This is a genomic window from Bordetella sp. BOR01 (genome assembly GCF_019218885.1).
Taxonomy (GTDB): Bacteria; Pseudomonadota; Gammaproteobacteria; order Burkholderiales; family Burkholderiaceae_B; genus Bordetella_A.
Window position 1 is genome coordinate 588,029 of record NZ_JAHUWT010000002.1, and the last position, 23,677, is coordinate 611,705.

General features: G+C 62.0%; 23 protein-coding genes. 14 read left to right on the forward strand and 9 right to left on the reverse strand.

From position 1 onward, the window contains the following. Positions 1–2: 2 nt before the first annotated feature. Positions 3–971 carry a tripartite tricarboxylate transporter substrate binding protein gene (locus KW845_RS10555; protein WP_218369179.1) on the reverse strand — a complete coding sequence of 323 codons (969 nt, stop codon included), beginning with the start codon at positions 969–971 and terminating at the stop codon, positions 3–5. 135 nt (positions 972–1,106) lie between these two features. On the opposite strand from KW845_RS10555, the gene leuC reads away from it, so the two are divergent. Genes leuC through KW845_RS10570 form a run of 3 tightly spaced genes read left to right on the forward strand, consistent with a single transcriptional unit; the run spans position 1,107 to position 4,190 of the window. After that, complete coding sequence (gene leuC, locus KW845_RS10560) at positions 1,107–2,555, forward strand: 3-isopropylmalate dehydratase large subunit (protein WP_218369180.1); 1,449 nt, start codon at positions 1,107–1,109, stop codon at positions 2,553–2,555. 1 nt (position 2,556) lies between these two features. Continuing rightward, positions 2,557–3,165, forward strand: a complete 609-nt coding sequence (gene leuD / locus KW845_RS10565; protein WP_218369181.1) for a 3-isopropylmalate dehydratase small subunit — start codon at positions 2,557–2,559, stop codon at positions 3,163–3,165. After that, positions 3,132–4,190: a LacI family DNA-binding transcriptional regulator gene (locus KW845_RS10570; RefSeq protein ID WP_218369182.1), complete on the forward strand. Its 1,059-nt coding sequence runs from the start codon at positions 3,132–3,134 to the stop codon at positions 4,188–4,190. Before leuD ends, KW845_RS10570 begins: the two co-directional genes overlap by 34 nt. 27 nt (positions 4,191–4,217) lie before the next feature. Here KW845_RS10570 and KW845_RS10575 read toward each other — a convergent pair whose 3' ends face one another. Next, positions 4,218–4,679: a carboxymuconolactone decarboxylase family protein gene (locus tag KW845_RS10575; RefSeq protein WP_218369183.1), complete on the reverse strand. Its 462-nt coding sequence runs from the start codon at positions 4,677–4,679 to the stop codon at positions 4,218–4,220. A gap of 35 nt (positions 4,680–4,714) precedes the next feature. Further along, the gene (locus tag KW845_RS10580; protein ID WP_218369184.1) at positions 4,715–5,449 is read right to left on the reverse strand and encodes an SDR family oxidoreductase; all 735 of its coding nucleotides are present in this window, start codon (positions 5,447–5,449) and stop codon (positions 4,715–4,717) included. Between the two features lie 205 nt (positions 5,450–5,654). Here KW845_RS10580 and KW845_RS10585 point away from each other — a divergent pair, with 205 nt between their 5' ends. Next, on the forward strand, positions 5,655–6,641 hold the full coding sequence (locus KW845_RS10585) for an AraC family transcriptional regulator (protein WP_255592541.1): 987 nt from the start codon (positions 5,655–5,657) through the stop codon (positions 6,639–6,641). A 63-nt stretch (positions 6,642–6,704) separates the two neighbouring features. On the opposite strand, the gene KW845_RS10590 is transcribed toward KW845_RS10585, so the two are convergent. Genes KW845_RS10590 through KW845_RS10605 form a run of 4 tightly spaced genes read right to left on the reverse strand, consistent with a single transcriptional unit; the run spans position 6,705 to position 10,376 of the window. Further along, positions 6,705–7,451 carry a hypothetical protein gene (locus KW845_RS10590; protein ID WP_218369185.1) on the reverse strand — a complete coding sequence of 249 codons (747 nt, stop codon included), beginning with the start codon at positions 7,449–7,451 and terminating at the stop codon, positions 6,705–6,707. A gap of 20 nt (positions 7,452–7,471) precedes the next feature. Continuing rightward, entirely contained in the window at positions 7,472–8,527 is a 1,056-nt protein-coding gene (locus KW845_RS10595) for a tripartite tricarboxylate transporter substrate binding protein (protein ID WP_218369186.1), read from the reverse strand. Between the two features lie 32 nt (positions 8,528–8,559). Continuing rightward, the gene (locus tag KW845_RS10600) at positions 8,560–9,546 is read right to left on the reverse strand and encodes a tripartite tricarboxylate transporter substrate binding protein (RefSeq protein ID WP_218369187.1); all 987 of its coding nucleotides are present in this window, start codon (positions 9,544–9,546) and stop codon (positions 8,560–8,562) included. A 44-nt stretch (positions 9,547–9,590) separates the two neighbouring features. Further along, the gene (locus tag KW845_RS10605) at positions 9,591–10,376 is read right to left on the reverse strand and encodes an aspartate/glutamate racemase family protein (RefSeq protein WP_218369188.1); all 786 of its coding nucleotides are present in this window, start codon (positions 10,374–10,376) and stop codon (positions 9,591–9,593) included. Positions 10,377–10,569: 193 nt separating this feature from the next. Here KW845_RS10605 and KW845_RS10610 point away from each other — a divergent pair, with 193 nt between their 5' ends. Continuing rightward, positions 10,570–11,370, forward strand: a complete 801-nt coding sequence (locus KW845_RS10610) for an IclR family transcriptional regulator (RefSeq protein WP_218369189.1) — start codon at positions 10,570–10,572, stop codon at positions 11,368–11,370. Positions 11,371–11,387: 17 nt separating this feature from the next. On the opposite strand, the gene KW845_RS10615 is transcribed toward KW845_RS10610, so the two are convergent. Then, positions 11,388–12,251, reverse strand: coding sequence for a LysR substrate-binding domain-containing protein (locus KW845_RS10615; RefSeq protein ID WP_218369190.1), 864 nt, complete (start codon positions 12,249–12,251; stop codon positions 11,388–11,390). 142 nt (positions 12,252–12,393) lie between these two features. Here KW845_RS10615 and KW845_RS10620 point away from each other — a divergent pair, with 142 nt between their 5' ends. From KW845_RS10620 to KW845_RS10650, 7 genes are read left to right on the forward strand one after another with little or no spacing between them, the layout of a single operon-like run. After that, complete coding sequence (locus tag KW845_RS10620; protein ID WP_218369191.1) at positions 12,394–12,981, forward strand: hypothetical protein; 588 nt, start codon at positions 12,394–12,396, stop codon at positions 12,979–12,981. After that, complete coding sequence (gene metC / locus KW845_RS10625) at positions 12,981–14,165, forward strand: cystathionine beta-lyase (RefSeq protein WP_218369192.1); 1,185 nt, start codon at positions 12,981–12,983, stop codon at positions 14,163–14,165. The genes KW845_RS10620 and metC overlap by 1 nt, the downstream gene beginning before the upstream one ends. Then, a complete protein-coding gene (locus tag KW845_RS10630; RefSeq protein ID WP_218369193.1) occupies positions 14,162–15,766 on the forward strand; it encodes a rhodanese-like domain-containing protein in 1,605 nt (534 codons plus the stop codon). Before metC ends, KW845_RS10630 begins: the two co-directional genes overlap by 4 nt. 21 nt (positions 15,767–15,787) lie before the next feature. Further along, positions 15,788–16,642 (forward strand): ABC transporter substrate-binding protein, encoded by an 855-nt coding sequence (locus KW845_RS10635; RefSeq protein ID WP_218369194.1) that lies wholly within the window; start codon positions 15,788–15,790, stop codon positions 16,640–16,642. 45 nt (positions 16,643–16,687) lie between these two features. Further along, positions 16,688–17,383 (forward strand): amino acid ABC transporter permease, encoded by a 696-nt coding sequence (locus tag KW845_RS10640; RefSeq protein ID WP_218369195.1) that lies wholly within the window; start codon positions 16,688–16,690, stop codon positions 17,381–17,383. Between the two features lie 2 nt (positions 17,384–17,385). Continuing rightward, positions 17,386–18,081, forward strand: a complete 696-nt coding sequence (locus KW845_RS10645; RefSeq protein WP_218369196.1) for an amino acid ABC transporter permease — start codon at positions 17,386–17,388, stop codon at positions 18,079–18,081. A 22-nt stretch (positions 18,082–18,103) separates the two neighbouring features. After that, entirely contained in the window at positions 18,104–18,829 is a 726-nt protein-coding gene (locus KW845_RS10650) for an amino acid ABC transporter ATP-binding protein (RefSeq protein WP_218369197.1), read from the forward strand. Positions 18,830–18,848: 19 nt separating this feature from the next. On the opposite strand, the gene KW845_RS10655 is transcribed toward KW845_RS10650, so the two are convergent. Continuing rightward, positions 18,849–21,017, reverse strand: a complete 2,169-nt coding sequence (locus KW845_RS10655) for a LamG domain-containing protein (protein WP_218369198.1) — start codon at positions 21,015–21,017, stop codon at positions 18,849–18,851. Positions 21,018–21,162: 145 nt separating this feature from the next. On the opposite strand from KW845_RS10655, the gene KW845_RS10660 reads away from it, so the two are divergent. Together KW845_RS10660 and KW845_RS10665 are read left to right on the forward strand one after the other, a co-directional pair. Beyond that, positions 21,163–22,623, forward strand: a complete 1,461-nt coding sequence (locus KW845_RS10660) for a HAMP domain-containing sensor histidine kinase (RefSeq protein ID WP_218369199.1) — start codon at positions 21,163–21,165, stop codon at positions 22,621–22,623. Continuing rightward, positions 22,608–23,294, forward strand: coding sequence for a response regulator transcription factor (locus KW845_RS10665; protein ID WP_218369200.1), 687 nt, complete (start codon positions 22,608–22,610; stop codon positions 23,292–23,294). The genes KW845_RS10660 and KW845_RS10665 overlap by 16 nt, the downstream gene beginning before the upstream one ends. Positions 23,295–23,677 lie beyond the last annotated feature (383 nt).

The window sequence follows — 23,677 nt, forward strand, 5'->3', positions numbered from 1 at the left end:
GGCTACTGGATCGTGATGTTGGTTGCCTTGATGGTCTCGGCCCAGCGGGCTATGTCCGTACTCAGGTGTTTGGCGAAATCTTCTCTTTTGTCCGATACCGCGATGGCACCCAGATCTTGCAAGCGCGCCTTCATGGCGGGCTCGCCCAGGATTCTGCCCAGATCTGTCTGAAGCTTGTCGAGTATCGGGGCTGGCGTGCCGGCCGGCGCCATGATGGCGTACCAGCTGGGGGAGTCATAGCCAGCAACGCCGCCCTCCTGAACTGTGGGAATATCCGGTGTACCGGCGAACCGCTGGGCCGATGTCATGGCGATAGCCTTGAGCTTGCCGTCCTTCAGCAGGCCATCGACAACGGGCATGGCGGTGATCAGTAGCGGGATCTGGCCGGACACTACGTCTCCGACTGCCTGGCTGCCGCCCTTGTACGGGATGTGGATCATCTTCATGCCAGTCTTGTGCGCCAGCAGTTCGCCCGACAGATGCCCCATGCTGCCCGCGCCCGCCGAGCCAAAGTCCAGTTCCTGCGTCTTGCCCAGCTCAATCAGTTCCGGGATGGTATTGGCCTTCAAGGAGGGGGTGGCAACGATTACCAGCGGGACGACGGCAACCCGGGTAATCGGTGCGAAGTCATGCTCTGGCGAGAAGGGCAGGTCGGGATACAGGGTGGGATTGATGGCCATGGTTCCGTCGGCGGCCAATAGCAGTGTGTAGCCGTCGGGTGCGGCTTTCGCTACCGCGTCGCTGCCGATATTGCCGTTGGCGCCGGGCCGGTTTTCGACCACGACGGGTTGGCCCACGGCTTCTGCCAGCTTCTGGCCGACCGCACGCGCCAGTACGTCGCTGGTGCCGCCGGCCGAAAAGGGCACGATCAGGCGGATTGGCCTGTCGGGATAAGTTGACGCCGCAGTGGCGCAGGTGGCCCCCGCCGTGACGGCGATCAGTGCTAAACCCAATTTGGCAATCAGCTTCATGACAGTCTCCCGAGTATCGTTATAGTTAATGCACACGTTTGCATTAATGTACGTCGAAATTCGGCAGCTAGGCAATGAATTTCAGATATCATGGGCAAAAAATGCAGATAGGATCAATCTCCAAAGGGCAAACGTATGCATTTCAACGGGATTTCATTGGAAGATGCCAGCCGGGTTGCCACTGCGGGACGCCGCCGAACCGCATTCGACAAGCTGTGGCAGGCCCATCATGTGGGCGATATGCCGGACGGCCGATCGATAATCTTCATCGACCGCCATCTGGTTCACGATCTGTCCAGCCCGCAGGCGTTCGCCGGGTTGGTGGAAGGGGGGCGTACCGTCCGGAGTCCTGAGCGGACGTTTGCCATGGCCGACCATATCGTTTCGACTGAGCCAGGCCGCTCCGAGGACACGGTGCCGGGCGGCAAGGAAATGATCCTGGCCCTGCGCCGGAACGCTGCGCGCTTCGGGATTCGTCATTTTGGAATCGGCGACGCCGAGCAGGGTATCGTGCACGTGACGGCGCCCGATCTCGGCTTGATCGTGCCCGGCATGACGGTCGTGTGTGGCGACAGCCATACCTGCACACTGGGGGCGCTGGGGGCGTGGGCGTGGGGAATCGGTACCTCGGAAGTCGAGCACGTACTGGCCACGCAAACGCTCGTGATGCATCGCCCGCGGTCGATGCGCCTTGCCCTGCGCGGTCGGCTGCACGGCGGCATCGGGGCGAAGGACCTGGCTTTGCACGTGGTACGCCGTATCGGCGTGCAAGGAGCGGCAGTGGGCTTTCTTGAACTGGCGGGCGAGCTTGTCAGGGATTTGTCCATGGAAGCACGCATGACGTTGTGCAACCTGGGAATCGAATGCGGCGCGCGCACCGCGTTTGTGGCGCCAGATGAAAAAACGCTGGCTTACTTGAATGCACGCATACCGGGCCTGGAGCAGGATGTCGCCGCGCTTGAACGATTGGGCGATGCCGGTTCGGATAGCGGTGCCACTTACGATACCGAGCAGACTCTGGAAATCGACCTGGACGCACCTCAATTCACGTGGGGGACCAATCCCAGCCAAGCGGTGGGGGTCCACGAGTCGCTACCATCGATGGACGCCGCCGCCGACGCGAAGGCCAGGCAAGTCATGCAGCGATCATTCGAGTACATGGGGCTGGTTCCAGGAGCCCCATTGCGGGGCCAGCCGGTGCAACGCGTGTTTATCGGGTCTTGTACCAACGGGCGCCTCTCGGACCTGGAGTTGGCGGCCGGGGTGATCCAGGGCCGCAAAGTACATGCCAATGTCAAGGCATTGGTGGTGCCCGGCTCGCAGCAGGTCAAACGCCAGGCGGAACAAATGGGTTTGGATCGGATATTTACCGAAGCCGGCTTCGAATGGCGGGAATCGGGCTGTTCGATGTGCGTCGGGATGAACGCCGACCGCGTTGCCCCGGGCGAGCGGTGCGTGTCTACTTCCAACCGGAATTTCGAAGGAAGGCAGGGTCCGGGGGCGAGAACGCACTTGGCAAGTCCAGCAAGCGCCGCCGCTGCCGCCATTGCCGGCGCGATCGTGGACCACCGGGAGCTGACCTGACATGCAAGCGTTTCGCAGCCACTATGGAATCATGCTGCCCATCGATCGGGACAACGTCGACACTGACGCCATCGTGCCCCAGCGCTGGTTGATTACCGTAGAGCGAAAGGGCCTGGGCAAAGGGTTGTTCGGTAGTTGGCGCTACGACGAAGCCGGCCGCGACCATCCGGATTTCATCTTGAACCGACCCGAATACGCAAATGCTTCGGTCATCGTTGCCCGCTCGAACTATGGCTGTGGTTCTTCACGGGAACATGCGGTTTGGGCTCACTTGGACTACGGTATACGCGCGATCGTGGCGCCCAGCTATGGTTCGATTTTCTACGAGAATTGCCTGAAGAATGGCTTGCTGCCCGTCGTACTCGCAGAAGACAAAGTCAACGGCCTGATCGGGCAAGCATTGGCCGGCGACGGCAGTGGGCTTGCCGTTGACCTCGAATCGAACCAACTGACCGGGCCGGACGGCATGGTTTATGATTTCACGATGGATGCAGGGCGGCGCCGGTCCCTTCTTGACGGGCAAGACGATATTGCCGCCACATTGACCCAGCGTGAATCGATCGATATTTTCGAAGTATGGCAACGAAGAACAAATCCTCGGTTGGGCTGAATCGCGACGCCGGCGCCAACGTCACGATCAAGGATATCGCCAATAGCCTCGGGCTTGCGTACAGCACAGTTTCGCGTGCTTTGGCCGATCACCCAAAGATCAGTTCGGATACCCGTGCCCGCGTGCATGAGGCGGCGCGGGCAATGGGTTATGTGCCCAATGGGCCGGCGCGCAACATGAAGAACATGCAGAGCCCGGTGGTCGGCCTTCTTATCCCGGATATCCAGAACAGTTTTTACGCGTCCATCGCCAAGATCGTGGGCGATGCGGCAATGGAGCGCGGCTTGCAGCTTGCGCTCAGCGTGACGGAAGACAACCCCGCGCGCGAACTGCAGGATCTGCGCGCGTTTGTCGTGTCGCGGGCTGCCGGCATAATCATTACTCCCACGGCGACACCCAAGCCCGAGACGTTGGCGTTGTTGGCTGGCATGCGCGCGGCACAATTGGTGCGATGCCATCCTGAGATAGAAAAAGAGGCGGTCGTGATCGATGACGCCTCGGCTATCCGGACCGCCGCGGTGCACTTGATCAATTACGGCCATCGCCGTATCGGCTATGTGGGAACGACTACCGATTTCAGCTGCGGCGTCGACCGTCTAAGCGGCTTCACTGCCGCGCTTCAGGCCAATGGCTTGAATCAGGACTTCATTTCCGTGGGCTTGCCGCGCCCCGAGTTCGCGCACCATGCCGTTCATGCGATGATGAGCCGCGCGGATCGCCCCACCGGGTTGGTCATCGGTAGTTCAAGCCTGACCATAGGCGCCCTGAAAGCTTTACGCAGCTTGGGTTTGTCCGCGCCCGCCGACGTGTCGCTGGTGGGGTACGGCGATCCAGAGTGGTTCGATCTGGTAGGAGATGGCTTGACCACGGTCTCGCTACCGGTCCAGGCGATGGGTACTTATGCCATCAGCTCGCTATTGGCGCAGATCGATGGCCACGTGCAGTTTTCAGGTTCGACCGCCTCGGCTTCGCGGTTTCCCGCGTCGCTTACCGTGCGCGGCTCTACCCGGCCGTGGCGGGAATAGCCGCGTGTTCCATGAGGCACACGGTGCTTACTGGCCCGCAGCATCGCGCCGCTCTTGCAACAACTGCCCCAGAACCTGCGAAGCGGCGATGGCGCGCGGGAAGCCCGCTGGCACGGTAACCATGTAGATGACTTCCTTGAGCTCGTCTTCCGACACGCCGATATTCAGCGCATAACCGGCATGGACCCGCATCATGCCTGTTTCGCCCAGGGCCGCCATGGCCGCCACCGCGGCCAGTTGGCGGGTGCGGTTGTCCAGGCCAGGCCGGCTCCATACATCGCCCAGCGCATAGGCTTCGGTGGCCTCGGCCAGGAAAGGGAACTCACGCCGCATGTCTTCCAGGTTGGGCTGGGTTTTGCCCTTATTCAGTTCACGTATGACTTCAGCGCCGCGCTGGGCGCGTGCCTCGGTCGTCGATGCGCGAGACAGCGCGGGGGCGGCAAGAGTGGCCAGCAGCAGGCAGGCCAGGGCGGATTGCACTCGGTTCATCGCATTCTCCTTTGAAGGTCCCGGTGGGAAACTCGTTACTGGCTGGCGGTCGGGCGCACCACGATTTCGCTGGTGTCCACGTCGGCGGGCTGATCGATTACGTGCGCGATGGCCGTGGCGATGGCCTCGGGCTTGAGGGCGATCTGGCGATAGCTTTCCATGGCTTTGGCGGCGGCCGGGTCGGTAATGGTGTCGGCCAGTTCCGATTCGACGACGCCGGGATACACGCAGGTCACGCGCAGTTTGTCATTCTCTTGCCGCAAGCCGTCGGAGAGGGCGCGTACCGCATATTTGGTAGCGCAATACACCGCGGCGGTCGGCACCACAGACAGCCCGCCGATCGATGAGACGTTGATGATCTGCCCGCTGCCTTGCCGCTGCATGGTGGGCAGCACGGCAGCCACGCCGTACAGTACGCCGCGGATATTGACGTCTATCATGCGATCCCATTCGTCGATTTTCAGCGATGCCATGGGCGACAGTGGCATGACGCCGGCGTTGTTGACGATGACGTCGATGCGGTCATGGGTCTGCAGCGCGAAATCGACGAAGGCTTGCATGTCTTCATGCTGGGTGACATCCAGTGCGCGGTAATGCACCTGGCCGCCTTCCGCATTCAGTGCGTCGGCCAACGTCTTCAGGCGATCGGTGCGGCGCGCGCCGATCACCAGGCGGTGGCGGCGGTCGGCCAGCAGCCTGACGGTAGCTTCACCGATGCCGCTGCTGGCGCCGGTGACGAGGATGACTTTTTCTCGGGTAATCGTAGACATCGCAAAACTTCCTGAACAAGAGGGGGAAGGGCAAGCCGGGCCGCCGACGGGGCGTTCCGTCATGGCTGCCATGCTAGGGGTGCGCAACCCCCGCGCTAAGACCTGTTCCTATTCGATGCTTGCCTAAAAATATTGGAAAGTCCCCCCGATACACCGGTAACTTGGTATCTTCTGGCCTATTGCCATGCCAGCCGGAGCGCTATCCATGGAAACAGACACTCAGGGCCGCTCGCCCCAGCAGGACCGCATGATTGCGCTGCTGAAGCATCTGGCGCCGACCGAGGGCTATACCCGGTCGTTGCTGGACGGAGTGACCTTCATGCGTTCGAATGGTCCCCTGGCGTGCACGGCGGCTCTGTATGAACCGAGCATCGTGATCGTGGCCCAGGGCCGCAAGCGCGGTTTTCATGGCGGCGCCATGTACGTCTACGACGCACAGCACTACCTGGTATTGTCGGTGCCGCTGCCGTTCAATATCGAGACCGAGGCTAGCGAGGCCGAACCCTTATTGGGACTAGCGCTGCGCATCGACCCGACGATGACGGCCGAACTGGCCATCGGCGTGGACGAAGCGGGGCAGCAACCTGAATCCCGAGCGGTGACCATGTACTCCACGCGCATGGACGCCAAGCTCGAGGACGCCACGCTGCGCATGCTTGAGGCCCTGGGGTCGCCGGTGGAGGCGAAGCTGCTGGGCCCGGCCATCTATCGCGAGATCACTTACCGGGTATTGATGGGTGAGCAGGGGGGCGGCTTGCGCGCCGCCCTGCAGCAAGGCGGCAGTTTCGGCCGGATCGCCAAGGTGCTGCGGCGCATTCACACGCAGTACGAGCGCAGCCTGGACGTGGCCATGCTGGCCAGCGAGGCCAACCTGAGCGTGCCGGCCTTTCACGTGCATTTCAAGTCGGTGACTGCCACCACGCCTATCCAGTACATCAAGGCCATTCGCCTGCATCAAGCGCGGCTGATGATGGTGCGCCAGGACATGAGCGCGGCCAGCGCCTGTGAGCAGGTGGGCTACGAAAGCCCGTCGCAGTTCAGCCGCGAGTTCAAGCGCTTGTTCGGCCGGACCCCGACCGAAGAGGTGCGCAGCTTGAAAGCGGTGTTGGCGCTGGCGCCGCCGGCGGTGCATCCCGAAGGGTATTTGCGCCGTTTCAGCAGCGTGGGCACGGTGTCGATGGATCAGGCGTAAGGATCCCCCAGGGTGGCGGCATAGTGCAGCTGTCTGTGGCACGCCCTTGGCAGGGCGCGGCATTCAAGGCGTGCCAGCGACAGTCGTGCGCGGCGGCAGCTTGAAGCCGTCCTGGTCTGGTGTATCAGCCCACGCCTGGAAGGCGGGCGAGGGTTGCACTTCGCCGGAGCGCATCAGGTCCAGCCAGACATCGCAGGCTTCAAGAAACCGGTTGATGCCGCAGGGCCACAGCACAAGGCTGAGGGCTTCGGCGATCTTGGCTTCGGCGACGCCGTGGGCATAGCAGTCGCGCAGCACCACGCGCAGCGGCCAGTGGTGGCCCAGGGCCGCATGGCAGGCGGCCAGCGTCAGCCTTGCCAGGCCGGGTTCGACGTCCGGGTTCGAACGCAGCAGGTCCGTCAGCCCGGCAATATACGATGAACCCGCGGGCGAGGCAGGAAAATAGGCCTGCCAGGACTCGGCCAGGAACTCGTACGCAGTATGGCCCTGCGCCCACGCCACCAGGCGGAAGACGGTATCGGCCTGGGCGTCGTTGCCGCCCGTGCGAAAGAACAGATCGACGTGATGGGTACCGACATGTTCGCGCGCAGCTACAAGCAGGCCCAGCCAGACGAATTCGCGCTCGAAGGCATCCAGGTGGTGCGGATCCAGGGTTAGGGTCTTGTAGACCACGCCGTAGACGTCCTGCAAGTCGGGCAGGGCGGCGGCCATGGCACCTTGGTGAGGCAGCAGGTAGCCGCGGCGGGCGCGAAAGGCATCCAGGCGTTGCCTGACCTCTGCGGGGCTAGGCAGGCGGGACGGGGTAGACATGTGAGCTCCTGCTGCTGTCATCATTCGATGCGGATATTGGCGTCGCGGATGATCTCGCCCCAACGTTTCCGGTCGCGCTCGATAAGCGCCTGGAAGGCCGCGGTGTCACCGGTCACCACCTGTGCGCCCAGTGTCGCTATCTGGGCGCGTACGCCTGGCTGGGACAGTGCCTGCTGGATGGCGGTGTTCAGGCCCTGCACCACCTCTGGGGGCATGCCGGCTGGCCCGACGATGCCGAACCAATTGCTGAAACTGTAGTTGGGCAGCCATTGTTTGATAAGCGGGACCTCCGGCAGCGCCGGCGCGGCTTCGTCGCCGCCAAAGGCTATGCCTCGCAGTGCGCCCGTCTTCACTTGGCCCATGAAGTCCGGCATGTTGCCGATCAGCATCTGTACGCGGCCGGCCTGCAGGTCGACCATGGCCTGGGCACCCCCTTTGTAGGGCACATGAACGATATCGATGTCGGCCTGCCGGCGAAACAGCTCGCCGGCCAGGTGCGGCGCGGAACCGATGCCCGCCGATGCATAAGAGATGCGGCCGGGATGCTGGCGGGCATATTCGATGAGTTCCTGCACGGTGCTGAAGGGGGCGTCAGGCGAGGACACCAGCATCGAATAAATGTCGGCCAGCGTCGCAATGGGGGTGAGATCCTTGCGTGCGTCGATGGGCAGGGTCAGGCCGGGCAACTGCGGCGAGATGGTCAGCATGCTCATGGTGGCCATGCCGATGGTACGGCCGTCTGGCGCGCCGCGAGACACCGCCTGCGCGCCTATGAAGCCGTTTGCGCCCGGGCGGGTCTCGACCACGACGGGTTGGCCGAGCAAGGGCTGCAGGGCTTCGGCCAGGATGCGGCATAGCGAATCCCCCGCGCCGCCGGCGCTGAAGCCGTTGATCAACTGCACCGGTCCCTGGGGTTGCCATCCCGTTGAAGCGGGGGACTGTTGCGCCAGAAGAGGGGCACCCGGCAATGCCAGGCCGGCGACGATCGAGGCCATGGCCGCCAGCGTGTGGCGGCGCAAACGATTGATCGCGCCGCAAGATTGCGGCGGTGCAGGGGTGTCGGGATGGAAGCTCATCAGTCTTTCCTGGTGATTGGTCCGAGGTCTGGTCAATTGACCTTGGCGCCGGAACTGCGCACGGTCTCGCCCCACCGCACGATTTCTTCTTCGACGAAAGCGGTGGCTTCTTGGCGTGTGGTGCGCATGGGTTGGGCACCCATTTGTTCCAGCCGCGTGCGCATCGACTCGGATTCGCCGGCGGCGAGGATCGCCGCGCTTAGCTGATCGAGGATAGGCTCGGGTGTGCCTGCCGGCGCGGCAATACCCCACCACACGGAAACTTTCTGGGCCGGATAGCCTTGTTCGGCAAATGTCGGCACGTCGGGTAGCAGCTCGCTGCGCTTGTCGGCCGCCACGGCCAGGACCTTGATCGTCCCGGCCTTGATCTGGCCGATCACATTGGCCTGGTTGGTGAAAGCGGCCTCGACCCGGCCCGCCAGCACGTCGCTCATGGCCGCGGCGCCACCCTTGTAGGGAATGTGCACGAGATCGATACCTGCCACGGACTTGAACATCTCGCCCGCCAGGTGTTCAGAGCTGCCCGAGCCTCCCGAGCCGAAATTCAACTTGCCGGGTGTAGCCTTGGCCATATCCACGAACTGGCTCAAGGTGTTCGCGGGGAAAGCGGGGTTGACCAACAGGATGCCAGGCGCGTTGCCGACAATGGCCACTGGCGCGAGATCGGTGCGCATGTCGTACGGCATCGATTCGTACAGGCTGACGTTGATGGCATTGCCCGGCGAGATCAGCAACAGGGTGTAGCCGTCTGCGGCCGACTGGGCAACGTAGTTCGACCCGATATTGCTGCCCGCGCCGCTGCGGTTCTCGACCACCACGCTCTGGCCCAGGCGCTCGGAAAGCGCCTGGGCCAGCGTGCGGGCCACGGCATCGACGCTGCCGCCGGCTACGTAGGGCACCACAATCTGGATAGGGCGGTTGGGATAATCGGACGCCGGCGCCGAGGACGCAAAGGCCGGTAAAGTGGCGAGGGCAGCGATGGCCGCCGGCCGGGCAAGTCGCGCAAGTGAAAAGTTCATGGCACCGTTCTTGTCAGAAGTTGGACAGCACAAATGAAGTCGGGTCAGGCCAGGCTGCGATAGACGGGCCCATAGAAATCGCGTAGTTCGGCCAGCTGGCTGGCCGGCGGTTGCTGGTACATGCCGCGGCGGGACGTCCAGGCGCCTCCCATCAGCGCGCGCAGCCTGACGGCGGTCTCGCCCATTTTCACCAGGCCTTGCACTCCATTGAGTATGGGCACGCCACCGGCGGCAGTGCAGCGCACGCCGGCCCGTGCCAGCAGCACCATGAAGACTCCCACCGCCGGTATCACGACTTCGGCGCCGCTGGCCGATACGTCATCGACCTGGCGCTGGAACCGGGCGATCAGGGCCTGGGCCACGGCCGGGTCGGAAAAACCCTTGTCCAGGTCGACCAGGCGCTCGACCTCGATCGAGCGCGCGCTGTGCAGCCGTTGCGCCAGGCCGTAGCGGCGCACGTTTTCGACGATCTTGGGTATGTGCTTGGGGCTGCCGGTAACCAGGGCGAAGTCCGCACCCATCATGCTGGCGAGGTGAAACGAGGTCTCGCCCAGCCCGAGCACCGGCATGTCGGCCAATTCGCGCGCTTCGCGCAGGCCCGGATCGCAGATGTTTCCGATCAGGAAGGCATCGTAGCCTTCGGCGCTGGCGCGCTCGACGTTTTCCAGCACTTCCTGCGTTTCGATGAATTCAAGCGCGCGGTATTGATCCCCCACGCCGCCGCGCTTTTCGATGCCGTGGAATGTCAGCGTGGTGCCGCTGTCGGCCGCGGCGCAGGCAACCTCGCGCAGGGCCTCGTTGTACGCCGGCCATGCAGAAGGACGGGTCATGCTTTGGTACCAGATTCGCATAAAGCGGCCTCAGTTGGTGAAAATTCGTGGCCCAGGTTGTTACGTCTATCGATATTGAATTTCGCAAAATACTATCACCCGAAATAAAATAACGCTAGGCGTAACGAAATGGTGAGCAAATTGGTATCCTCTGTCCGTTGACAATTTGGCGGCGCTGGGCGGCGCGTAGGCGATGGAAGACAAGAAATCCAATTCGGTGGAAGCGGTGCGCGTCGCCGTGCGGATCCTGGACGAGCTGGCCCTGGCCAACCGGGCGATGGGGGTGACAGAGCTGGCCGAGGCCCTGGGCGAGACCAAGCCTCGCATCCACCGCCATTTGTCTACGCTGAAAGAGACGGGCGTCATCGAGCAGGATCAGAGCTCGGAGCGCTATCGCCTGGGATGGCGGGTGTTTCAGTTGGGCGAGGCGGCGGGCACGCAGTTTGACCTGCGCAAGCGTGCTGAACCCTACCTGACACGGATCCGCGACGAACTGCACGAGACTGTGGTGCTGGCCGTGCCCGTCAACGGGCAACCCATGGTGGTGGCCAACCTGGACAATATCTACGCACGCATCACCATCAGCGTGAAACCAGGCAATCGCCCCTTGCCGCATTGCTCGGCGCTGGGGCGGGTGACCATGGCGTTCTCGTCCCCGCATGTGCAAGATGAAATACTGGCCAAGCCGTTGATGGCGGAAACCCCGCGTTCTTTGGTCGACCCGGACGCGGTGCGGCAGCGCCTGGCGCAAGTGCGTGAGCGCTACTACGACCATAGCGACGGCGAAGTGCTGCTTGGCGTCAATACGGTGGCCGTGCCGATCTTTCGCGACGGCGTCATGCTGGCCGGCGCGCTCGCGGTCGTGGGCTCGATGCAGAACATCCCGTCGCCGCCCCGGCCGGCGCAATTGGCCGTTCTGCACCAGTGCGCGGCCGAGCTTTCAGAGCAACTGCAGGGCAACGCCTACACGTTCTGGCAATCAGGGCGCGGTTAAGCCGCCCTGGCCCTGGCTCATGCCGCCTTCTGCTGTTCGAACTGCGCCTTCAGCATCTCGTAGATGGCAATCGTCAGGGGGCTGATGGTGTCGCCACGCGTCCATAGCATGTAGGTCATGGGCGGCAGCGGCGGCAGGCCATCGGCCTCGCCCAGCACGCGCATGTCGGCGCCCAGAAATTCCACGCTGCGTGCCGTCACCCCCAGGCCGGCGCGCACCGCCGCCTTGATGCCCACCAGCGTCGGCGCAACGTAATTGATGCGCCAAGTCAGCCGCGTTTGCGCCAGCGCTTCCAGGGCGGTCCTGCGGAAGATGCTGGGCTCGTCGGCCAGGATGAGCGGCAGGGGGGCACGCCGGTTGTAGACATAATCGGCGGCGCATATCCAGGCAGTGGGCGAAGTCCGCAGCGCAAAACCGGTCAGTTCAGGGCTGGTGCGCGTAGAGATCGTCAAGTCGATGTCGCCCGATTGCAGGGCATCCATCAGGAAGGGACTGCGGTCCACCCGGATTTCCATCCGCACTTTGGGGGCGTGGCGCGCGATGTGCGTCAGCACCGGCGGCAGGATGGTGTCCGCGACGTCCAGCGGCGCGCCCAGCTTTATCTGGCCTTCCATCTGGTTGCGCCCGATGCTGCGCAAGGCTTCGTCATTGATGGCCAGCAGCCGGCGTCCATAGTCGGCCAATTGCTGGCCCTGGGCCGTCAGTATGCGGCGCCGGCCCTTCTTCTGGAACAACGGGCAGCCCATCTGGCTTTCCAGCCGCTGCATCTGCTGCGTGATGGCCGATTGCGTCTTGAACAGGGCCTGGGCCGCGCCCGAGAATGTATTAGCTTTCTCCACAGTTACCAGGGTGCGGAGCAGGTCCAGGTCAAGATTTTTCATAGGGATTACCCTTGCCGGGCCATGCGGGCATTGCGGCGTTTTCATAGAGAAAATATTAAGGCTGCTTATGTGTTTCTTATAACAATTAATTTGTGGGCCAGGGGGCCGGCACCTATAGTCGTTTTCGTTACAGGAGACGAACATGACCGAAACCCACGAAAGGCAGGCAGCCGTTGCCCGCTTCATCGATACCGCAAAACAGCACACCGGCGGCGACGTCGGCCGCCAGGATCTTGACCTCGTGCTGCGCGCGCTGGTCGATATTGCCTCGCAGCCGCAATGGTGGTCGGAACACGATTATCCGGCGCCGGAAGGCGACGAGCTGCAAGCCCGCTACCTGATCCACGAAGAGCCCGACAGCACGTATGCGCTTTACCTGAACGTGATGAAGCCGGGCAAGAAGATCGTGCCCCACAACCACACGACCTGGGCCTGTATTGCCGCGGTGGAAGGCACCGAAAGCAACTACCTGTATGAACGCACCGATGATGGCAACCAGCCGGGCCACGCGACCCTGCGCGAAACCGGGGTGAAGCTGGTGGCCCCGGGCCAGGGCATTGCCTTGCTGGCCGATGATATTCACGCCGTGCGCATCGAGGACGACACCATCCGGCATCTGCACATGTACGGGCTGGCGCTGGAAAAACTGGATCAACGCCTGGCCTACGACATGGAAAACAATACCTGCAAGGTCATGTCCGTGGGTGTGAAGACGCGCCGGAGCGCGTGATGGACGCCAAGTCGACACGGCTGGCGCACATGGGCCGGCCCGCTTCCGGGTGGGCGAACACGCCCATCGTGAAGGGCAGCACTTACCTTTTCGATAACCTCGCGCAGTGGCGCGGCACGCGCAAGCAGCGCGAGACGCAGCGTGTGCTGTCGTACGGCGCGCGAGGCAACGAGACGGTGTATGCGCTGGAAGACGCGGTAACCGAGCTCGAAGGAGGCTATCGCAGCAAGCTGTTCCCCACCGGGCTGGCCGCCATTGCTTCCACGCTGCTTGCCTGCCTGAAGGCGGGCGATCATGTGCTGGTCTCGGAAGGGGTGTACGAACCCGTGAAGCGCCTGTGCGCGACGCAGTTGGTGCACTACGGCATCAGCTACAGCTACTTCAGCGCCCACGATGCCGACTGGCAGCGCCATCTGCGGCCCGAGACACGCATGGTGTATGCCGAATCGCCCGGCTCGCTGCTGTACGACATGCTGGACCTGCCGGGCATGGCCCAGGTCTGCCGTGCCCGCGGCATCCTGCTTTGCGCCGACAACACCTGGGGCTCGGGCCTGGCCTACCAGCCCTTGGCCCTGGGGTGCGACATATCGGTGGCCGCGGCCACCAAGTACCTGGGCGGCCATTCCGACGTGATGATGGGCTCGGTGACCACCGGCCCGGCACATTTCGATGCGATCGAGAATGTCAGCATCAACCTGGGCCAGACTGTGGCGGCCGAAGACGCCTTCCTGGTGCTGCGCGGCTTGCGCACCCTGGAATTGCGGATGCAGCGCCATGCGCAAAGCGCCCTGGGTGTCGCCACCTGGCTGGCCGGACAGCCCGCCATCAAGTCGGTGTTCCATCCGGCCTTGCCGAGCGACCGCAACCACGCTTTGTGGCGCCGCGATGCCTCGGGCAGCAACGGCCTGCTGACCGTCGAGTTCAACCCGCAGCTCTCCCGGGCCCAGATAGAAGAGGCCGTGGATCAAATGCGCCTGTTCGGCATCGGATCGTCCTGGGGCGGCTACGAAAGCCTGGTGCTACCCGTGGATCCGGCGTGCACACGGTTCGCGGCGCAGGCCGCTGCGCCCGGCTATCTGTTGCGCCTGCACATAGGCCTGGAAGACCCGGCCGATCTTAAAAAAGACCTGGACAGCTTGCTCGACGCCCTGCCCAGCCTGTCACAACAACAAGCGATTGCATGATGAGAGATTCGACCCCGCGGTATGTCGATGCGCGTGAATTGAAAGCGTGGATACATGATGAGGCGGAACTGGCGCTGCTGGACGTACGCGAACATGGCCAATTCGGCGAGAACCATTTGTTTTTTGCGGTGCCGCTGCCGTACAGCGAGCTGGAATTGCACATTGCGCGGCTGGTGCCGCGCGTGGGCACCCGCACGGTGATCTACGGGGACGCCGATACCGGGCCCGCCGTGCAGGCCGCCGCTCACGCGCTGGAGGGCCTGGGATACAGCCAAGTGCATGTGCTGCGCGGCGGCATCCAGGCATGGCGCGATGCCGGCTACGCCACGTTCGCGGGGGTCAACCTGCCCAGCAAGACATTCGGTGAAATCGCCGAACACGTTTATCATACGCCCAGTGTGTCGGCCCGCAAACTGCACGACATGCTCAATGACGCGGCCGAAGACATTGTCGTGTTGGACGGCCGCCCTGTGGCCGAGTACCGCAAGATGAATATCCCGGGCGCGATCTGCTGCCCGAACGGCGAACTGGCGCTGCGCATCGGCGAACTGGTGCCAGACCCGCGCACCAAGGTGATCATCAACTGCGCCGGCCGCACGCGCAGCATCATCGGGGCGCAGACGCTGATCAACCTGGGGATCCCCAACGAAGTCTATGCGCTGGAGAACGGCACCCAGGGCTGGTATCTGGCCGATTTGCCGCTGGAGCACCAGTCCAGCCGGGTGTATCCGGAACAGGTGGCGGCACAGGGCCTCGATAGCCTGCGCCAGCGTTCGCGCCGGCTGCGCGAGAAGTTCGCAGTACCCATCGTGGATGCGGCGCAGCTGCGCGCATGGCTGGATGACGAGGCGTGCAACGTATTCCTGTGCGATGTGCGCACCGAAGAAGAGTATTGCCAGGACGGCTTGCCTGCCCAGGTGCAGCACACGCCGGGCGGCCAGTTGATCCAGGCCACGGACCAGTACATCGGCGTGCGCAAGGCGCGTATCGTGCTATGCGACACGGATGGCATACGCGCGCCGGTGGTAGCAAGCTGGCTGAAGCAATTGGGCTGGAACGTCAGCCTGCTGGAAAACCCCCGGCAATTGGGCGACTTGCCGGCCAGGCCGGTCGATGCGCCGGTGCTGTCGCATACGCAATACCTGGCTGCCGGGCAGCTAACGGCGTTCGTCGCGGCCCATCCGGACGCGGCGATCCTGGACGCCAGGCCCAGTGCGCAGTTCCGCAAGGGCAGCCTCCAGGGGGCGCGGTGGACGATACGCCCGACGCTCATGCAACAACTCGCGAACCGGCCGGTGGGTCCTGTGCTGTTGCTGGGCGACAGCAGGGAAAAACTGGCATTGCTGGCTGGCGACCTGGAGCAGGCCGGCTATCGCGATATCCATTTGTGCGTCGTCGATGATGCCGCGCTGCAGGCATCCGCGCTGCCCATGGCCGCCGCTCCTGCGTTGCCGGACGAGGCATGCATCGATTATCTGTTTTTTGTACACGACCGCCATGACGGCAACAAAGCCGCGGCGCGCAAGTATCTGGAATGGGAAACCAACCTGGTAGCCCAGATCGATGAACAGGAACGCAAGACGTTCTCAGTGGGCGGCTAGCCCCATCACAGGAGAAGAGACATGCATTACCAGTTAAGAACCACGCTGGCGTTGGGTACGATCATTCTGTCGGCAAGCTGGGCCGGCCAGGCCCAGGCCGACCAGTGGGACGACATCAAGGCCCGGGGCACGATCGTATGCGGCACGCAGAATGCCAGCTCGCCGTATGGTTTCCAGGATCCGGCCAAGCGCGAGTACGTGGGCTATGACGTCGATATGTGCAAGGCCATCGCCAAGGAAATGGGACTGAAGCTGCAGCACAAGCCGGTGTCCACCGAGGCCCGCATCCCGGAAGTCAAGATGGGCCGGGTCGACATGATGGCCGGCGCAGTGGCATGGTTGCCCAAGCGCGCCGAACAGGTCGATTTCAGCGATCAATACTTGCAGGGCTACATCAAGGTACTGGTCAAGGCGGACGCGGGCATCAAGGCGCTGGGCGACCTGAAAGGCAAGAAGGTATGCGCCTCGTCCGGCTCCAGTTCCGCCGCTATCGCGCAGAAAGTGCTGCCAGAGGCCAATGTACTGACCTTCCAGAATATCTCGCAATGCTATGTGGGCCTGCAAAGCGGCAAGGTAGAGGCCATGACCGCCGGCGAACTGGTGTTGCGCCGCTTCCTGAACGATTCCCAGAAAGAGGGCAAGCCTACCGCGCTGCTCGATGAGCCGACCTATATCGAGCACATAGGCATCATCGTCAAGCAGGGGGAACCGGCCTTGCTGGCCCAGATCAACCAGGCCATCGCCGCATTGGACAAGTCGGGCGAATTGACCGGTATCTATGACAAATGGATGGGGGCCGAGTCGATCTACAAGATGAAGCGAGACTTCAAGGTAGAGCCCACCGCGGCGGCAGCGCAGGCCGACGCGGCGAAGTAATCAGGCAACCGGAGCAAGAGGGCGCGGCGCGCCCTCGCCAGTCCCATGGATTTTTCTTTTTCTATGCTGTCCGACCCCGAGATCATGGGCATGCTCATGAAGGGGGTGTCCATCACGTTGCGGCTGTTCGCAGGTGCGCTGGCGGGGGGATTCGTGCTTGCGCTGGTGCTGACCGGCGTCAACCTGATTCCGTCGCGCGTAGTGCGCGCGGTCGTGGCGCTGTATGTGGAATACCACCGCAATGTACCGACCGTGGTGCAGATCCTGGTCTGGTACTTTGGCATGCCAGAGATCTTGCCCGAATCCATCCGTACATGGATCAACCAGGGCAACACGGAATTCTCGTTCGCCTTGATTGCGTTGTCGCTGAACGTCAGTGCGTACTACTACGAGGATATCCGATCAGGTATCCGGGCGATCTCGGCTACGCAGATCGAGGCGGCCCGGTCGATAGGCCTGGGGGCCGTGCAGGCCCTCTTTTATGTGGTGCTGCCGCAAGCGGTGCGCTACGCCGTTCCGCCTATCATCAATCGGTCCATCATCCTGTTCAAGGACACCAGCCTGGCGATGGTGATCGGCGTTACCGACCTGACATACCAGACCAAGCGGATAGAGAATGCCACCTTCCAGACGTTCCAGATATTCCTGATCTCTACCTTGATCTACCTGTGCATGGCCTTGCTGATCTCGGCGTTGGGCGCGCATCTTGCACGTAAGTATCCCGCCAGTTTCAAGAGTTGAGCATGATCGAGTTCCTGCATACCTATGGCATGATGTTCCTGGTGGGGTCGTGGCCCAACGGCCCGATAGGCGGTTTCGCCGGAACCTTGATCCTGGCGGCCCTGGGCCTGGCGGGCGCTTTTCCGATCGCGTTGCTGATAGGCGTGGCACGCACCAGCGACAAGCGATCCACGAAATGGGTGTCTGCGGCGTGGGTGCACACTTTCCGGTCGATTCCCTTGATCATGATCGTGTTCTGGGCGTACTTCCTGCTGCCCGAGCTGATCGGGTTCGAGGTGCCGCCGTTCGCCACCGCCCTGGCTGCCATCGTCATCTACGAATCGGCCTTCCTGGCTGAAATCGTGCGCGCCGGCATCCAGTCGCTACCCGCGGGGCAGGTCGAGGCCGCCAGGGCAGTGGGGCTGGGATATTTCCAGACCTTATGGTCGGTGCAGCTGCCCCAGGCGCTGAGCAACATGATTCCTTCGCTGGTGAACCAGTTCGTCTCGACGATCAAGGCGACATCGATCGTCTATATCATCGGCGTGCAGGAAGCAGCATTCTCTGCCCAGCAGATCAACAGTATCGAGTTGACGGGCGCGCTGCGTACTTACCTGGTGCTGGCCCTGTTCTACTTCTTGCTGTGCGCGCTGCTGTCGAAACTGGCCAAGCGGCTGGAGCTGCACCTGCAAAACAAGCGCCTGGGGCTGGCGGTATAGCCTGGCGCTCACGGAGAGAGAGATGATCCAATTCGAAAGCGTGAACAAGTGGTACAAGAAATACCACGCCCTGAACAACCTGTGCGGTGAAGTGCGCACCGGAGAAGTGCTGGTGGTCTGCGGCCCGTCAGGGTCGGGAAAGTCCACCATGATCCGCACGATCAACAAGCTCGAGGAAATCCAGAGCGGCACCATCCGGGTGCAGGGCGAGAGTATCTGCGGCGACAAGGTCGACATCAACCACCTGCGCGCCAAGATCGGTTTTGTGTTCCAGCAGTTCAACCTGTTTCCCCACCTGTCGGTGAAAGACAATATCGCGCTGTCGCCGGTGAAGGTGGGCGGCATGGCGCGCAAGGAAGCCTACGCGCTGGCCGAGGAACTGTTGCACAAGGTGGGGCTGAGTGAAAAGCTCGACGCGATGCCGGCCAATTTGTCCGGCGGCCAGCAGCAACGGGTGGCCATCGCGCGGGCGCTGGCGCAAAAGCCCACACTGCTTCTTTTCGATGAACCCACCAGCGCGCTGGACCCGGAAATGGTAGGAGAAGTGCTGAGCGTCATGAAGAGCCTGGCCGCCGAAGGCATGACCATGGTGTGCGTCACCCACGAGATGAATTTCGCCCGCGAAGTGGCCGACCGGGTCTGGTTCATGGACCGGGGCGAGGTCCTGGAAGACGCCCCGCCCGCCGAGTTTTTCTCGCATCCTTGCCATGATCGCGCCAGGAAGTTCCTGGCGGACATCATCCATTGACCGGCCTGCGGGAAAGGCGTCAGCTCGGCGCGGTGGCCTTGTTGTCTGTCGGATACTCCAACGCCAGGACGACCAGATGAACAGCCAGCAACGCGAATGCCGCGAGCATCTGAGGTACCCTGGCCTCGGGCGCGAAGATTGTCACGGTCAGGCTCAACAGGAATGCGCTCAGCGTCCAGAAACTCAGCTTGGCGACAATCAAGATGATCTTCTTCAGGTATCCCGAGACGAACAAGTAGTCCACTACCTCCAGAATGGACGCGGCGGTGATGGCCACGCCGCTTCCAATGATGGACATGATCGTTGTGACGACTTTGGCTTCCTTGACAAGAAATTTCGCCAATTTGGCCATGGCTCCACCGGTTACATAAATACCCAGAATTGAAAGAAACCCGACGATCAAGGTGGCAAGAAACTCCAGCAGCCACATCTCTTGCGGCGTGACATCGCGCGACGCGACTCGCAGCACTTCGTGGCTTGCTCCCGGTTCGTAATAGCGCAGGACTTGTTGATCCCCTTCGCTGACCCACTTGACATAGCGATCGCCGCGAATCCCGTCCAACCCTTCCTGCCTGGCCTTCGCGAACAGGTCGGTGATTTTCTGCTGATAAGCCACCTGCATTTGCTGGCGCTGTTCCGCACTGATATCGGCGGGCAGGGCAGCGTTGTATTCATCCAGAAATGCTTGCAGGTTCGCGTCGCCCAGCGGATCGCCGGACGTTTTCGGGTTTATCGACGACGCCAATCTGGAGAAATCTGCCCAAAGCTCGGGTGTTATCTCTGGCGGTTCATAGGTGGTGAATTGGTCGGTATCCGGGGTGGGTGGCACCTGCTGCGTCGATTCCAGCGTGATGGGCTGGATGAACGTGGTGATTGCCGCGTTGCCTTTCAGCGTGACAGCGTTCTGGTACGTCAGGTCTTGGCGCGGAACTTCCTGCGCTGCCGGCTCAGGCGCATCGGTCATCGAACCGAAATCGAAATTCGCGGCCAGGCCCTCGGCATTGAGCGGGTTGGTGTTGATATTCTCCTGGATCTCTTCGGCGGTCCGGCAGACATTCCAGATGCGGGCATAGGCCAGGCGCCCGTTGAACTGTATTTGCGGCGTGCCGTTCGCATCGAAGCGTGCTCCGATCAAGGTGTTGTTATTCGGGTCGGGATTCGGCCCGCCCCAACTGGTGGATCTTTGCAGCTGGCCATCCACATACAGACTGAGCGTCTGGCCGTCGTAAGTTGTAGCCACGTGATACCACTGCTGGACTTGAGGCGCGGTGGTGGAAAATATCCACCAGACCGACGGGTTGGAACAATAAGAGTCGAAGTACCGCGTCGTTGCGCTTCCCATGGTGTGGTCTGCTTCCGAGCCGGTTCCCAGGCTGTATTGCCCGACGCCCAAATGGTAGCGGGAAATGAAATCCTGCAGCGTTATCTGATTAAGGTTGACCAGTGCTTCCAGCGTAAACGGCTGTTGGCCGACGAAGTTCAGATTGTCCGAGGGCCCGCAATCGCCGTAGCCGTCGCCCAGCGCCTGCAGGCAGGTGGTCTCTACCTGCGGACTGAGCACACCGGTGATCGAAATCTGGCAGGCGTGGCCGGAAATATCGGCGACCGGGTTCTGTTCAAAGCCATACCATGCTTGCAGCCCATCTTGTGGCTGTGGCGGGCTGTTGATGTCTTGCCATATCTCGTCCTGCGTACGGCAAACGCTCCATACCGCTACTGATCGAACGCTGCCGTTCAATGACGCCACCGTGGCGTCAGTATTCATTTGTCCGCCAATCAACAGGGCCTGGGCGGCCGAATCCGCGCTCGCGTAGTCGTGCGTTGCCGCTTCCAGGAAACCATTGATGTACAGATTCAACAGGTGCGATTGGCCATCGTAAGCCAGGGTTACGTGATTCCATTGCCCCTGCTCTGGCTGGGTCGTCGAGGTCAGCGTGGAATCGATGCCGCGGGAACCGAGAAAGCTGCCCCCTTGCAGGGCCAGTAGGGGCGCAGCGCTGTTTGCCCCGCTCGCTGCCACGATGACTTGATCGCCGCTGAGATCGCCGAATCGGACCCAGGCTTGCAGGGTGTAGGAATTGTGACCAGTAAAGAATGGCAACAGACTCGAGGCCGCCGTGGCGAACGCGTGTCCTTGTTGCCCCGACAGGCTCATGATCAACGTGCTGGCATAGGGATAGTTGTTCATGTCGGTCGATCCATTGAGTGGGTTTGCGATCCACGATAGGACCTTCGCCGCCTTTACGTCCACCGATCAAAACTACTGAATTCTGGCAAAATCTTGCGGAGTGCTGCACATTTTGTAACAACAGGGACCTCGGCGATGCGGGCAAATGCTTGACCTCAAGACCGTGCTGATCGTGACGCTGGCAACTGCCAGCCTGCAGGCGATTGCCTGGATCTGTGTATGGCGGGCGTGGCGCCATCTCTACGAACTCAAGTTCCTCGCCGCCGGGTTCACGGCGATTGCCCTGGGGGTGCTCATGATGATTCTGCGGGGCGAGCAGCCCGCGGCATGGGCCGTCGTGCTGCACAACACGGTCATCAAGTTGGGGCTGGTTCTGCTGGCCGAAGGCCTGGCGCGCTTTCTGGGCCAGCCGCGCTATACCTGGGTGGGCATTTCGTTGCTGGTTTTCCAGGTCGTGGCGTGGAGCATTGCCCTTGCCGTCAATCCGAACGATCTTGCCATCCGTGTACATGCGTCGACTTTCTTTACCGTGGTCATGATGTCAGTGATGTGCCTGGCGCTTGGGCGCGATCGAACACAACCCTGGTACTTGCGCTGGATAACGATAGGCCTGCTGGTCGAGTACATGGCAGCCAGCATGGTTCAAAGCAGCCTTGAATTTTGGGCGCCAGCAACCGTCCAGGGCATCACGATTCTGGATAATCGCAACGCCTGGTACTTGTTGCAGGGCGTACTTTTTTTGATTGGCTTGTTCGCCTGTCTGCTCTTCATGGTCAGTTGGCGGCTTTCTGCCGATCTGCGCGAAAAAAATATGGCCCTGTCGCGCGAGGTTCTGGAACGCCAACGACTGGCGGGCCGGTTGCATGCCAGCCTCGAGGCCGAGCGTACCTTGCGCGAAGAGCAGGCCGACCTCATGCGGTTGGTCAGCCACGAGTTTCGCACCCCGCTGGCGGTCATCCGCAACGCGGCCGACATGATCGAACTGACCGGCGGCAAGGCAAGCCAGGCCACCCGGGAACGGCTTGCGAGCATGGGCCAGGCGCTGGACCGGCTGTTTTCCCTGGTTGACCGTTTCTTGACCAGCGATCGAGACCATGGCTTTCAACCGGAATTGATACCGATCGCGAACCTGATGACGAATGTGCAACTGCATTTCGAGATGGTCGGGCTGAGCGCGCGCCTGCATTTCAACATGGATGACCATGCCAGTTCGATTCATGCCGATCCGGACATGCTGGCCACTGTCGTCATCAATCTCGTGGACAATGCGCTCAAGTATTCGCCAGAGGATCAACCTATCCATATCGATATTCGAACGAAGGACGGCAATTTGGTCATCCAGGTTCGCGATAGCGGTATTGGCATACCGAGAGCCGAGCAGCACAAGATAGGCCGCCGCTTTTTCCGCGCTTCCAACACCCTGGCCGGCACCGGATCCGGGCTTGGCCTGTATTCCTCTCGTAGAATTCTGGCCTATCATGATGGCTTGCTGGAACTGCTTCCTAACGCAGGGCCGGGAACGATGGCCGTCGTGCGCGTGCCGCTGGCCAGTAAAGCGGCAAGGCAGGCCGAGCCAACGGAGACGAGGACTTGGCACGTGTACTGATCGTCGAGGATGAACCGCAACTGCGCAGGGACCTGGTTGAATTCCTGGCGCTGTGCGACCTTGCCGCGGCAGGTGTGGCAACGGCGGCAGGCCTGCGCCAGGCGCTGGCAGATGGCGATTCGCCCGATGTCATCGTGCTCGATGTCGGGCTGCCCGATGGCAATGGGTTTGAACTGGCCGCGGAAATCCGCCCGCGCTATCGCGGCGGGATCATCATGCTTACGGCATTCGGCGGCAGCGATGACCGCATCCGCGGGTTCGAAAGCGGCGCTGACATTTATCTTGTCAAGTACAGCTCGTTGCGGGAAATCGAAGCCGCCATCCGCAGCTTGCTGCGGCGCACCGAAAATCACGCCACTGCTGCTAGGGATAATTGGGTGCTGGACAGCAGGAACTGGGCCCTGACCGCACCGAACCAGCGCTCGATCAACCTGACGGCAACCGAGTTTGCCCTGGTGAACCTGCTTTGCAGGCATGGTGGCGATGTTTGCGAACGCCAGAAGCTGGTGGATACGCTGGCTCGGCCCAAGACACATTTCGACAGCCAGCATCTCGATGCCGTCGTCAGCCGCTTGCGCCGAAAAATAGGAGATCGAGCCGATCTTCCCGTGCCCATCAAGGCAATCTATGGCGTGGGCTATACATTTACCGCCCCGGTCATCATAAGATGACGGCCCCACGCGCTGGACGCAAGATCGGGCCGCTACGCCAATGAGCAAGCCGTGGAGAGAGCCAGGCCCATTGGGAAATACCGAATCAATCGTTGTATATGCACAGGGCCGGCATTGCCGGCCCTGCCTGCCAAGGCCACTGCAGCCGGCGTCGGCCCGGGATGCCGGGCTGCGGCTGTCAGTGAAGGATGTCCGCCAGGAACTTCCTGGCGCGATCATGGCAAGGATGCGAGAAAAACTCGGCGGGCGGGGCGTCTTCCAGGACCTCGCCCCGATATTCGCCCAGAGCGAGAGGTGCATTTGGATATTTGAAATTAATCGTTCATCGACAGGCAAGAAGGCTCTACGCTTTTCAGTTCTTCGACATGCACAGGATCGGCAGC